Origin of the sequence: Paenibacillus sp. P22 (assembly GCF_000469945.2) — a bacterium.
Taxonomy (GTDB): Bacteria; Bacillota; Bacilli; order Paenibacillales; family Paenibacillaceae; genus Paenibacillus_O; species Paenibacillus_O humicus.
Genome location: NZ_CBRA020000183.1, coordinates 1 through 11863, shown reverse-complemented (window position 1 = coordinate 11863; position 11863 = coordinate 1). Strand labels below are relative to the sequence as shown.

The window sequence follows — 11863 nt, the reverse complement described above, 5'->3', positions numbered from 1 at the left end:
ATCTCCACTCCTCTATCGGGTCATGGGCTCATTGTAAGTCGCCAAAATGAACCTTAAATGAACGACCTTCCCGATCGTAGAAATAGAACGAAACTGGGCGGACAGAAAAAAAGCGCTTCTTCTATGTAATAGAAGAAACGCTTGAAATCTGCCGTATGGGGTAATGAATCATTCCGATACCGTACGGGTCGGCGGGAGAACCCGGCGCAGCCTGCGCTTCTCCTTGCGCCGCGCCGCATAATACCGCAGCAGGGCACGGACGGGGAAGAACAGCAGGGCGCCCAGCCAAATGCCGTCGATGACGCCGCCTACAATCAGCTTGAAGTTGAGAAGCAGGAACCGGTTGACCTCCGCCCCGACAAACGGAATGTCGAACACGAGATGTGTCGGGAGCACCCATCCGCCGACCTTGTTGTGGAGATAAGCGAACGGCAGATAGATGACCTTCCCGATGACGAATCCGATCAGAGCCCCAGCGAGGCTGCCGCGCAGCATATAGATCAGAGGGAAGATCAGGAAAAATGCCAGCCCGTACGTGGGCAGCGTGAACATTTCACAGAACAAGCCGATCGAGAAGCCCATCGCCACGAAGGACGGACCGCCAGGAGCCCTCAGCAGCTGTATGAATTTGTACCGGATCCAGCGTCCGATCCGAGCAGACATCGGCCTCGGTTTGGATTTTGCTATATTGCCAGCCATCTTCCTACCCTCTTTATGCGCCCGACTTGGTCTTGATCTTGGGAAGCAGCTTCTTCATGTCGACCGTACGCTTCAATTCCCAGGTGGAAGCATCCTTCTCGTCGTAACGTTCCAGAAAATCGACGACCTCGCGCGTAAGCGGCGTCGGCGTGGAAGCGCCGGATGTCACCGATACGCGCTGCTTGCCTTGCAGCCATTCCAGCTTGAGCTCCGACAAGTCGGCGATCCGATAAGCCGGCACCCCAGATATCTCCTCCGATACCTGGGCAAGACGGTTGGAGTTGTTGCTCCGCGGATCGCCGACGACGATCGTCAGCTCGGCCTGCCCGGCCTGATCGGCCACCGCCTCCTGGCGAACCTGCGTAGCCAGGCAAATCTCGTTGTGGATCTCGGCCGCAGGGTACTTCTCCAGCAGCTTCGCGATGAGATGCCGGATATCCCACTGGGACATCGTCGTCTGATTCGTGATGAGAATCCGGTCTCCGGGTACATCCAGCACCTCGATGTCCGCTTCTCTCTCGATGAGATGCACGAAATCGGGAGCGACCCCGACCGCGCCTTCCGGCTCCGGATGGCCCTTTTTGCCGATATAGATGATATGGTAGCCCTCTGCGGTCTTCTCGGAGATGAGATCATGCGTCTTCGTCACGTCCGGACAGGTCGCATCGACGACCGTCAGCCCCTTCTCCTTGGCGCGGCGCCGCACCTCCGGCGACACTCCGTGCGCGGTGAAGATGACCGTCCCCTTCTCCACCTGCTCGAGAATCTCCAAGCGGTTCTCCCCGTCGAGCGTAATGATGCCTTCTTCCTTGAATGCCTCCGTCACATGGCCGTTGTGAACGATCATGCCCAGAATGTATATAGGACGCGGCAGATCCAGGTTGCGAGCCGTCTGAAGAGCCAGCACCATGGCATCCACGACGCCGTAGCAATAGCCGCGCGGCGAAATCTTGACCACTTCCATCGAAATACCTGCTTTCCCGGCCGGCTTGAACTATCCGGTACGGCCGCACTGTATTCATTATACTCTATTCGACATGCACAGAAAAGGCGATAGGCAGCCAAACCGTAAACGTCGTTCCCGCTCCCGGAATCGTCCGCACCTCGACGGAGCCTTCATGCTCGTCGATGATCCACTTCGCGATGGACAGTCCGAGCCCGGTGCCGCTTGTAATTCCGCGCGATTCGTCTGCGCGGTAGAACCGCTCGAAGATATGGGGAACCTGCTCGGGCTCCATGCCGAGGCCGGTATCCTGGATAATGATGCCTGCCTGGGCGCCGCTGACGACGGCCCTCAGCATGACGCTGCCCTCCGGCGTGTACTTGAACGCGTTCTCGATGAAGATGAAGAGCAGCTGGCGCAAATAATCCTCGTTGCCGAGGACGCCGACTCCCTCCAGGGAAGAAAGATCCCCCGGCTTCCAGCTTGCCGTGCGCGGCAGCATGGAAGCGCGCCGCACGACATCCTCGACGACCGCAGTCAGCTCCACCGGCTTCTTCTCCATGACGAAGCCCGCGTCGGCCCGCGCCAGGGCGAGCAGATCGTTGACGAGCCGGCTCATCCGCCGCGCCTCGTCCCCGATATCCCTCATCGCCTCGCGGGACATTTCCTGGCGCATCGCTTCATGCTCGGAAACCTCGGGGATGCGGTTCGTACCGTCTTCGAGAGCCGGCTTCCAGATTTTTTCGAGCAGATCGATATTGCCGCGGATCGTCGTCAGCGGCGTACGCAGCTCATGGGAGGCGTCGGAGACGAATCGGCGCTGCGCGTCGTAAGCTTCGTCCAGCTCGTTGTAGGCCAGCTCCATGCGTCCTAACATCCCGTTCAGCGTATCGGTCAGCTTGCCAAGCTCGTCGTTCGGACCATTCCAGGCGATGCGCATGCTGAGGTCGGAGCCCTTCTCGATCTGCTCCGCAGCCTGGATGACGATCTCGATCGGGCGCAGCGACTGGCGGGCCATCAGCATCCCGACGGTGAAAGCGACGACGAGGCCGATCAGCGAGGTGAAGACGAGAATCGTGCGGAGCTGCTGCAGCGAATTGTCCTGGACATTAATAAGATACCCCACTTGCAGCAGTCCCACGACCTTGGAGCTCATGTCCACAATCGGCCACTGGTAGACGTAAAAGGGATAGCCATTGACATTGGTTTTGGCGAACCGGGCTTTTTCGGCAACAAGCGCAGGATCCTTCTCAAAGGGAAAAAGAAGATGGTACTGTTCCATTTCCGCAGAAAGCCTGTAGGTTCCCGCACGGTAATCAACAATTTGGATGTAGGACTTTTCCTGCTGCAGAGAGGAAGGCTTCACCCGCAGCTGCCCGGGATCCAAGATGCTGTATTGCTGAATCTGGTTGCTCAAATCCTTCCCTTGGGCTTCCAGCTTGTTCTTCACGTCGGAATAGGCCTTATAGCTCTGGAAAGCATAAACCGTCCCCCCCATGACGATGAGGATGACGGCAAGAATCGCGCTGTAGGTAAGCGTAAGCTTGAATCGGATGGACACTTCTAGCTCACTCCTCCGCGGAGGACGTAACCGGTGCCCCGTACCGTCTGGATCAGGCGGCTGTCCGTACCGGCATCCTCGGTTTTCTGCCGCAGCATGGCGATATAGACTTCCAGCACGTTCGACTCCCCGCTGTAATCGTAGCCCCAGATCTTGTCCATGATGGAGTCGCGGGTAAGGACTCGCTTCGGATTCTGCATGAACAGGTGGAGCAGGTCGAATTCCTTGGCGGTCAGCTCGATGCGGCGTCCGCCGCGCATCGCTTCGCGGGAATCCAGGTCGAGAATGAGATTTTCGAAGGACAGCCGGTTGCCCGGCTCCTCCAGCTTGTCCGGCTTGCGGCGCAGCAGCGCGCGCACCCGCGCGAGCAGCTCCTCGAGCGCGAACGGCTTCACCAGATAATCGTCCGCGCCGAGATCGAGCCCCTTCACGCGGTCATGGATATCGTCCTTGGCGGTCAGCATCAGGATCGGCACGGCGCTGCCGCCTTCCCTGACGCGCCTGCATACTTCCCAGCCGTCCACCTGCGGCATCATGACATCAAGGATCAGCAGCTGCGGATCGGCTCCGAGCAGCGCCTTCAGCCCTTCCAGCCCGTTGCCGGCCGTCGTGACCTCGTATCCCTCGAACGCCAGGCTGCGGCGCAGCATGGATGTAATCTTCTCGTCATCGTCTACCACCACGATATGCGGTCTCATGGCCCAGCTCCCCTCGCTTGCTCGTTGATTCTATCCTACCTCAGCCGGCGGCGAATTGAAAACCGCAGCCGGTCCGTCCCGCTTCCCCGGCGGGGCGGACATAACAGGAGCGCAGGCGTGACTACGCCTGCGCTCCGGAACAACCGGACATTCGCCGTACGGTTATTCGACGTTGTACTTGCTCTTGTCGCCGATCTCGATCGTGATGTCCATCTTCTTGCCGTTGCGGATGACGTTCATCGTCACCTTGTCGCCGACTTTTTTCTTCTGGATGACCGCGATCAGATCTTCCTTCGTTTTGTACTTCGTTCCGTCCATGCCGGTGATGACGTCATACTGCTGCAGGCCCGCCTTGTAGGCCGGAGCATTGAACGTCGTTTCCCGGACGATGGAGCCTTCCGTGCTGCTGAGGCCGAGCTCCTGCTTCATCTGGTCCGTGATGTCAGCCAGCGTCGCGCCGATGAACGGGCTTGGAGCCGAGCTTTGGCCGGCCTTCAGCTGATCCACGACTTCCTTGATCGTGCTCGTCGGAATCGCGAAGCCGATGCCCTGCGAGTCCGCGCTGATGGCGGTATTGATGCCGATGACTTCGCCGTTCATGTTGATCAGCGGACCGCCGGAGTTGCCGGGGTTGATGGAGGCGTCCGTCTGCAGCAGATGCTGGTAGTTCCGAGCGGTGCCGCCGGATTCCGAAGCGACCTGGATCGTACGCTCGCGGGCGCTGAGCACGCCTACCGTAACGGAATGATCGAAGCCGTTCGGGTTGCCGATAGCGACGAGCCAGTCGCCGATGCTGCTGGCTTCGGAGTCGCCGAGCGGCAGCGTCGGGAAGTCCTTGCCGTCCTGCGGCTCTACCTTGAGCACGGCGAGATCGAGATCCTTGCGGGCTCCGAGCAGCTTCGCTTCCAGCTCCTTGGTCGTGCCCTGCACCTTGACCTTGATCTGCTGCGCGCCGTCGATGACGTGCTGGTTCGTCAGAATATAGCCGTCCTTCTCGAAGAAGAATCCGGAGCCGAGCCCCGTCTCCTGAAGCTCTCCGCCCTGCTGGCCGCGGCTGCTGCCGCCTCCTCCGAACTGGTCGCCGAAGAACTGGCGGAAGAACGGATCGCTGTCGAGGCCGCCGCCGTAAGAGCTGCTGGCGTTGCTGTAGGTCGTGATCAGGACGACCGCCGGCGAAGCTTTTTCCGATATTTGCGAGATGTTCATCGGACGGGTCGTGTCGGCCGCCGTGGAAACCTTGCTGGCAGCCGCCGTGTTGTCTCCTTGGCCCGATACGACGCCCGAAGAGGTCAGCGCCTGTCCCTTCGTGAACCAGTCGTTCTCATCCGACGCCCACATCAGGCCGCCGACTGCGATTACGCCGGCGAGGAAGGAAACCGCCGCGGTGCGGAAGCCTCCTCCGCGCCGCTTGCCGCCGCTTCCGCCGCCGGTCTGCCATTCGCCCTTGCCTGCATGGGCGGCCGGTACGAACGGGCGCAGCTGGCGGGGAGGCGTCACGACGACCTCGCGCGAATGACCCTCCTGCGGGCGCTCCTCGGAAGCGCCGTAGCTCCCGGAAGGCTGCCCTTCCCGGCGCGGCTCCTGCCGATCCGGCTGTCCTTGGCGGAAGGGGCCGTAAGAATAGTAGTACGAGGAGCCTTCCTGGCGCTCGCCGCCGGAGTTGTCCGGCGAATCCTGTTTTGCGCGCTCCTCGTTTTTCTTGTTCTCTTCGTCCCAGAATCCGTCGAACCGGCCGTTGCCATTGCGATTGTCTTCCATCGAAAATTCCTCCTCGATTCTATGAAATGAGCTCCCTCATCCTCCCCGCGGGAGGCGCCGGACTGCCTGCGGAAGTGGCTTGCCCGCGGCCATGCACGTCCGTGGAACCAGCGTGGAATGGTTATGTGTCTATCTTGCACAATCTACCTTAAAAGAAACTGAAAAAGGGCATAAGACAAAATAAAAAACCTTTGATTCCGCCGGAACGGGTCAAAGGCCTTGCCCAAAAGATAGATTCAGCGGGGAACGTTGAGCTGCTCCTCGGTGTCGCCAAGCACCTGCCTGGCTTTCTCCACCCATTCCGGGGCGACGTCGGCATCCGGGTCGACGGGAGCCTGGAACTGGTCGAACAGCGCGCCTACCGTGCGCATCTTCGCTTCCGGATCGTTGCCTTCCCGGTACAGATGGCGAAGCACGTACGGAGTGGTCAGCTTGATAGAGGCGTCGTTGTCCTCGGTCTGGTCGTCCACGTTGCCGCGCAGCACGTCGAACGGCAAGCGCAGCCATACCTTGTTCTTTTCGTCCAGATTCAAGTCGAAGGATCCGTTGCCGTAATCCCAATTACCTCCCAGCACGAAGCCCTGCTTATCCAGCACGCGCTTGATCTGTACGAAGTCATGCTCGGTCGATTCCAATGGGGATGCGATCTCAATCATGGATATCTCTCCTTGTCAGCTTCGATATGGTCAGCATTCCCTGCCGGATCGGGCGTTATGTGCCGGAAAACGGCCGGACGGCCGCGTTTTCGTCCCGAACCCTTCCGCATGCCGTGCTTCCGTCCGAATCCAACCGCTGGCCGATCAGGATTTGACCCATCCTTTGCGATGGGCATAGACCGCCAGCTGCGTCCGGTCCTCGACCTCGCATTTCATCAGCAGGTTGCTTACATGTGTCTTAACCGTTTTGATGCTGATATGAAGCTCTTCGGCGATTTCCTTGTTGGCCTGGCCTTCCGCGACGAGAAGCAGCACTTCCTTCTCCCGCTCCGTCAATCCCTCGTCGACGATCTGCGCGGAGCGCTGGCGAAGCCCGCGGGTGAGCGCCTGCGAGACATCCGCCGTCATGACGGGCATGCCCCGCAGCGCGCCGCTGAGCGCATAGATGAGCTCCTCGGAGCTGACGGTCTTGAGCACGTAGCTGACCGCTCCGGCCTCGACGGCCGCGACGACTTTCTCATCCTCCAGGAAGCTGGTCAGAAGCACGACTTTTACGGATGGAAAATTCTCCGTGATGCGGCGCGTCGCCTCTACGCCGTCTATGCCCGGCATCATCAAGTCCATCAGGACGAGATGAGGAAGCTCCTCCATTCCGTCCAGCAGGCGCAGCGCTTCCTCGCCGCTGCCCGCTTCCGCGACCACCTCGAATTTGGGCTCCAGCATCAAATAAGTCCTCAAGCCCGTACGGACCATGTCATGGTCGTCCACGATCATGATCCGGCAGCATTCGGTTCCCGTCATTGTTCTCCCCGCTCCTCTGTTCCGTATTTCGGCAGCGACACGCGGATCCGCGTGCCTCCTCCCGGCTTGCTGATAATGGCCGCATCGCCGCCCAGCTGCATCGCTCGCTCCTGCATCGTCGAGAGGCCGTAGGAGCCCGGGCGGACCTGGTCCGCCCGGAAGCCCTGGCCGTCGTCCTGCAGCACCAAGGTCAGGCTGCTCGGCGTATCCGACAACGACAGCGTGACGCTGCCGGCCCCCGCGTGCTTCACGACGTTGGCCATCGCTTCCTGGACGATCAGGAACAGCTGATGCTCCTTGGCCTCGGAAACCGCTTCCTCCACCCTCCAGTCGAGGACGCCTTGCAGCCCGTTCTGCCTGCAGTAATCCGGGAACCAGCGCGCCAGCGCATCCTCGAGCGAGCGGCCCTCCAGCTCCAGCGGCCGCAGCTGCGCGATAAAACCTCTCATCTGCTTCTGAGCGTGGGAGGACATCGTGATGAGCTGTTTCATGACTTCGCCGGCCCGCTCGGGACTGATCTCGAGCAGCTTGGGCAGGGAAGAGGCCGACATATGAATGGCGAACAGCTGCTGGCTGACGGTATCATGCAGGTCCCGCGCCAGCCGCTTGCGCTCCTCCAGAACGGCTTCTTCATTAGAAGCCGCCTGCTGCAGCACGCGGATCTCGTTCTGCCGCTGCATGACCTGGAGCTTCCTTTCCAGCGTTTCGGCCATGAGGTTGAACTCGTGGTAAGCTCCCGCCAGCGAATATCCTTCCCCCTCCGGCAGACGAGCCGCCAGATTGCCGCTCGCAGCCTGCTTGAGCGCCAGATGCACGGCGTCGATGCGGTTCTGCTGACGCTTGCCGATCCAATATCCGAGGCCGATGCTCACAATCAGGCACAGAAGCGTCCCCGTCAGCCACAGCTGTCCGGGAGACGCTTCGTGCATCCATCCATGCTTGATCCAGTACATGACACACCATGGCACGACCGTGCTGAGCACGAAGAACGATATCAGCTCCAGCCTGCCGCTTCTAAGCAGCTTTACGACCATGTCCCGACCTCACCCAACCTTCGTCACCCGGACATCTCCGATAAATGTGCTGCACACCAGCTTGATCTTGCGTTCCGATTCGCGGAAGCTCGGGCTCTGCGTATCCGAATGCTGGAACATCCCGCCTTCCTTGCGTCCAAGCACCTTGGAATCGCCGATGAAGGCGCTGGATACGACCTGGATGCCGACATCCGAATCGGCGGGAAGGAATACTTTCACATCTCCGATGAAAGAGCTGATCGTAATTTTCGTCTCTCCCATCGGAATGTTCGCGCGAGTCAGATCCAGCACGGTGTCTCCGATGAAATGGGAGATGTTGAGCGGAACGAGATCCCAGTAATCATGGCCCAGATGGATATCCCCGATGAAGTTGGAGCGTGTCTGGGCGTTGGGATCGGTGTTCCACCATTCCGTTCGGCCATGATTGTGCCTGCTGCGTCCATGCCCGTGATGGCGCCGGTGCGCATTCCGGTATTCGCGCCTCGCCTGTTTGAATTCATGCTTGGCCCGCTTCCAGTCCATCGGCTGGCCCGGCTCGGGCGTCCACGCGGATTCCCGCTCATCGTATCTGCCTCCGGCATTGCCGGCCGAGGGCTGAGCGCCGCCGTATGCCGACTGTCCTTTCTTCCCGTCCTTTCCGCCATCTCCCGGCCTTCCGGGTCCTGCTTCCGGATGCAGCGGGTCCGGATGCAGCGGAGGAGCCGGGGGAACGGGGCCTTGATAGGAAGTATACGAGGTCCATTCCCCGTCGTCTTCCGGTTCTTCAGGACGCTGCCGCCGGCCGCCGCGCGAGAAAACCATCCTCAGTCCGAACACGATGGCCACGACCGGGAGCAGAAACTGCGCCGCGTCGCCGAACGACCAATACGAAAATCCCATGTTGCGCCCCAGCATCACGAGTCCGAACAGCACCATCGCCGCGCCGGCCCAGAGCGATCCTCCCGAGAACAGCGTGGACAGCCCCATTAAGAGCGGAACAAGCGGCCAATACCGGCTGATGAACCCTCCGATGTCCAGATGCTGGAAGCCGAGCAATCCCATCTGGTGCAGGATGAACAAGCCGCCGACTGCCGTTATGGCCAGTCCTCCGAGGACTCGGCATATATGGGTTTGTTTCATGCGATCGACATCTCCTTGCCGTTGTCATCTGCTTTCGTGTCCTCATTATAACGTGCCGAACTGCATGGAGGTAGAGTCTGACGGTTGATTCCCTTCTCCGTCTGCAGACGGAGGCAAGCACTAAATAAAGGAAACAAAAATAGCCGCTGCCGCGAGCGAAGAGGCGGCAAGCGGCAGCGGAAACAAGGACGGCATTCAAAAACGGCTTTTAATCTAACATGCATATAACATTTATTTCATTCCTAAATGGAAAGAATCTGGATTCACCGTATTCATATCCGCGGAATTGCAGCGATTTAATTACGTAAAGCGTCAAATCAGTGGGGCAAGCTTGCTGTTCGAAATCAAAAAATGACTATTCAATGTCGAATGATTATGTTATGTTTATTAACACGAGATCAGCTTGCGAAAGGAGTCTGCTTCAATGAAACTCCCCCATTTGGACGATATCGATCAACAGATTGTACAGCTGCTCCTAGAGAACGGAAGGATGCCCTACGCCAAGATCGGGGAAACGCTGAGCCTCTCTCGCGTCGCCATCCAGAAGAGAGTCGAATCCCTGCTGGAGAGCGGCGTGCTTGAGCATTTCACGGTCCGCGTCAACGTGGCCAAGCTTGGCCGTACGGTATCCGCCTTCTTCGAGGTCCAGGTCGAGCCGCGCTGCGTCGACACCGTCGGACAGCAGCTGTCGGAGGAGATGCAGGTCGTCAACATCTATCAGATGACCGGCTCCAGCACGCTGCATGTCCACGCCCTGCTGCGGGACGAGAATGAGCTCGAGAAGTTTTTGTACGACAAGCTTTACGTTCTGGAAGGGGTTGTCAATGTTCAGACCCAGCTCATGATCCGCAAGTTCAAATCCGCCAGCGGCCTTGACGTATAAGGCCGGCCGGCGGTTTTTTCATAGCTTGATTTTCTTCGGCTCCTGCACGCCGCCCGCTTTCACCGTTTCATTCAGCCGGTTCAGCATGCGCTGGTCGAGCTTGCCGGAGCCATATCGGATCACCTGCACCGTGACCTGTTTCTTTCCCCACTCCTTGTAGACCTGGCGGGTCGTGTCGAAGTAAAGGTCGATCCGCTTGCCTTTGATCTTGGAGCCGGTGTCCGCTACGACCCCATAGCCGTATCCGGGTATGAAGAGCAGCGTCCCTATCGGAAGCACCTTCGTGTCCGCGGCGATCGTCGACACCTGCCCCCGCTTGACCTTGACGCCTGAACGGGTAATGCCGTAAAGCGGATGTCCGGGCCTTTTGCCGGTCGATTCGATTCCGGCCGTATAACCTGTCGCCAGCACCGAGATGCTCTTGACCGGGGCAAGCCCGTCCTGCTGCGGCTGCTCCGGCGCGGACGAGGCGGCTGATMYKGCMKCCTTTTGTTCCGAAATGCTGGACGGCTTCTTTGCTGGTCAGGATCGGCCCCAGAACGTTGGTATTAAAGTGACTGTGAAATTCATCCTCGGTTATTGCCTCAAGAGTCGCGAACCGAAAGATGCTGGCATTATTCACCAGGATATCGATTGGGCCAAATAACCGCTTTGTTTCTTCARRTAGGCGAAGCTTCAAGGAGAGCGCTCCGGCGTCATCGTCATTCCGGGCGTGGAGCTGAGCACGGCTCGGAACGGCAAGGACATCCATGTGCTCGGATACGGCCCGGATCCCAGCGATCCGCTCTGGATCGAGCGCCTCTCCTCGCAAGGGAAGGTCCGCGAACGGCGCAACGAGCTGCTGCTGCAGCGTCTTGGACAGCTGGGCATCGAATTGACGCTGCGCCAAGTGCTGGATGCCGCGGCGCAGGGAGACCGCGGCGTTCCGGCGAGCGTGGGACGTCCGCATTTCGCCGCCGCTCTGGTGAAGGCCGGCGTCGTATCCACCGTACGCGAAGCATTCGAGCTTTATCTTGCGGAAGGAGCTCCTGCTTATGTGGAGATTCCGCGCCTGACGCCCGAGGAGGGCATTCGCTGGATCGCCGAGGCCGGAGGAGTTGCGGTGCTGGCCCATCCCGGCCTGTACCGCGACGACGCTGAAGTAGAGAGGCTTGCCGCAGCCGGGGGCCTGGCCGGAATCGAAGCCTTTCACTCCGACCATACGCCGGAGGAGGAACGCAAGTACTTGCGTCTTGCCGAGAGGCACGGCCTTCTTGCAACCGGCGGCTCCGACTACCACGGCAGCCGCGGCGGGGAGATGCACCATGGCGACGTGGGAAGCCGTACCGTGGATGCAAGGACGCTCCTGGAGCGCTTGAAGCGCTGAATCGGATGCGGCCGGCGAGTTCCGCGAGAGGCCGGCAGAGAGCAGACGGAATGTGGATGTGGATAAAGGAAGGCACCTTTGCCTAGAAAAAAGCCGGCGCTGCAAGTCAGCGCCGGGGACTGACCCCGTTACGTGAGACAAATTAAAAACACCTTCAAGAAGAATGCAACCATGTCGACAGATATGGGAGACAACCTTGGAGGTGTTTTTACGTTGGCAACAAGAGTTAGCTATGCGGTAGAGATAAAGATGCAAGCGATTGAAATGAGATTGGCTGGCGTACCCGTTCAACAGGTTATGGATCAACTCGGAAATCGAAGAATGGGACTACGTAGTTAAAGGTTT

12 protein-coding genes and 1 pseudogene are annotated in these 11863 nt (G+C 59.4%); 2 read left to right on the top strand and 11 right to left on the bottom strand.

Features of this window, described 5'->3' with window-relative positions:
- Positions 1 to 168 precede the first annotated feature (168 nt).
- The 9 genes from BN871_RS21525 to liaF all read right to left on the bottom strand — a co-directional run bounded on the left by BN871_RS21525 (position 169) and on the right by liaF (position 9269).
- A complete protein-coding gene (locus BN871_RS21525; protein WP_021879082.1) occupies positions 169 to 699 on the bottom strand; it encodes a DUF2062 domain-containing protein in 531 nt (176 codons plus the stop codon).
- 13 nt (positions 700 to 712) lie between these two features.
- The gene (locus BN871_RS21520; RefSeq protein ID WP_048748716.1) at positions 713 to 1663 is read right to left on the bottom strand and encodes a 4-hydroxy-3-methylbut-2-enyl diphosphate reductase; all 951 of its coding nucleotides are present in this window, start codon (positions 1661 to 1663) and stop codon (positions 713 to 715) included.
- A gap of 64 nt (positions 1664 to 1727) precedes the next feature.
- Entirely contained in the window at positions 1728 to 3203 is a 1476-nt protein-coding gene (locus BN871_RS21515) for a cell wall metabolism sensor histidine kinase WalK (RefSeq protein WP_048748715.1), read from the bottom strand.
- Between the two features lie 2 nt (positions 3204 to 3205).
- Positions 3206 to 3901: a response regulator transcription factor gene (locus BN871_RS21510; RefSeq protein WP_048748714.1), complete on the bottom strand. Its 696-nt coding sequence runs from the start codon at positions 3899 to 3901 to the stop codon at positions 3206 to 3208.
- A gap of 162 nt (positions 3902 to 4063) precedes the next feature.
- Positions 4064 to 5659: a S1C family serine protease gene (locus BN871_RS21505; RefSeq protein WP_049867930.1), complete on the bottom strand. Its 1596-nt coding sequence runs from the start codon at positions 5657 to 5659 to the stop codon at positions 4064 to 4066.
- Between the two features lie 236 nt (positions 5660 to 5895).
- Entirely contained in the window at positions 5896 to 6315 is a 420-nt protein-coding gene (locus BN871_RS21500) for a YugN family protein (RefSeq protein ID WP_048748713.1), read from the bottom strand.
- 144 nt (positions 6316 to 6459) lie between these two features.
- On the bottom strand, positions 6460 to 7116 hold the full coding sequence (locus BN871_RS21495) for a response regulator transcription factor (RefSeq protein WP_048748712.1): 657 nt from the start codon (positions 7114 to 7116) through the stop codon (positions 6460 to 6462).
- Positions 7113 to 8150, bottom strand: coding sequence for a sensor histidine kinase (locus BN871_RS21490; protein ID WP_048748711.1), 1038 nt, complete (start codon positions 8148 to 8150; stop codon positions 7113 to 7115). The genes BN871_RS21495 and BN871_RS21490 overlap by 4 nt, the downstream gene beginning before the upstream one ends.
- A 9-nt stretch (positions 8151 to 8159) precedes the next feature.
- Positions 8160 to 9269, bottom strand: coding sequence for a cell wall-active antibiotics response protein LiaF (gene liaF / locus BN871_RS26315; RefSeq protein ID WP_021881650.1), 1110 nt, complete (start codon positions 9267 to 9269; stop codon positions 8160 to 8162).
- A 424-nt stretch (positions 9270 to 9693) separates the two neighbouring features.
- Between liaF and BN871_RS21480 the strand changes: the two genes are divergently transcribed.
- On the top strand, positions 9694 to 10152 hold the full coding sequence (locus BN871_RS21480) for an Lrp/AsnC family transcriptional regulator (protein WP_048748710.1): 459 nt from the start codon (positions 9694 to 9696) through the stop codon (positions 10150 to 10152).
- A gap of 18 nt (positions 10153 to 10170) precedes the next feature.
- Here the strand turns inward: BN871_RS21480 and BN871_RS29355 are convergent, their stop codons facing one another.
- Together BN871_RS29355 and BN871_RS30350 are read right to left on the bottom strand one after the other, a co-directional pair.
- Positions 10171 to 10563: a 3D domain-containing protein gene (locus tag BN871_RS29355; protein ID WP_374725892.1), complete on the bottom strand. Its 393-nt coding sequence runs from the start codon at positions 10561 to 10563 to the stop codon at positions 10171 to 10173.
- Positions 10564 to 10624: 61 nt separating this feature from the next.
- Positions 10625 to 10903: pseudogene (locus tag BN871_RS30350) on the bottom strand (SDR family NAD(P)-dependent oxidoreductase); the annotation flags it as partial.
- On the opposite strand from BN871_RS30350, the gene BN871_RS21470 reads away from it, so the two are divergent.
- Complete coding sequence (locus BN871_RS21470; RefSeq protein ID WP_053087027.1) at positions 10865 to 11518, top strand: hypothetical protein; 654 nt, start codon at positions 10865 to 10867, stop codon at positions 11516 to 11518. The pseudogene BN871_RS30350 and the gene BN871_RS21470 overlap by 39 nt on opposite strands.
- The last annotated feature ends 345 nt before the right edge of the window (positions 11519 to 11863 follow it).

Coding starts and splice junctions, on each gene's coding strand:
- BN871_RS21510 (WP_048748714.1), bottom strand. CDS start 3,901: ATGAGACCGCATATCGTGGTGGTAGACGATGACGAGAAGATTACATCC.
- BN871_RS21495 (WP_048748712.1), bottom strand. CDS start 7,116: ATGACGGGAACCGAATGCTGCCGGATCATGATCGTGGACGACCATGAC.
- liaF (WP_021881650.1), bottom strand. CDS start 9,269: ATGAAACAAACCCATATATGCCGAGTCCTCGGAGGACTGGCCATAACG.
- BN871_RS21500 (WP_048748713.1), bottom strand. CDS start 6,315: ATGATTGAGATCGCATCCCCATTGGAATCGACCGAGCATGACTTCGTA.
- BN871_RS21525 (WP_021879082.1), bottom strand. CDS start 699: ATGGCTGGCAATATAGCAAAATCCAAACCGAGGCCGATGTCTGCTCGG.
- BN871_RS21505 (WP_049867930.1), bottom strand. CDS start 5,659: ATGGAAGACAATCGCAATGGCAACGGCCGGTTCGACGGATTCTGGGAC.
- BN871_RS21490 (WP_048748711.1), bottom strand. CDS start 8,150: ATGGTCGTAAAGCTGCTTAGAAGCGGCAGGCTGGAGCTGATATCGTTC.
- BN871_RS21480 (WP_048748710.1), top strand. CDS start 9,694: ATGAAACTCCCCCATTTGGACGATATCGATCAACAGATTGTACAGCTG.
- BN871_RS21520 (WP_048748716.1), bottom strand. CDS start 1,663: ATGGAAGTGGTCAAGATTTCGCCGCGCGGCTATTGCTACGGCGTCGTG.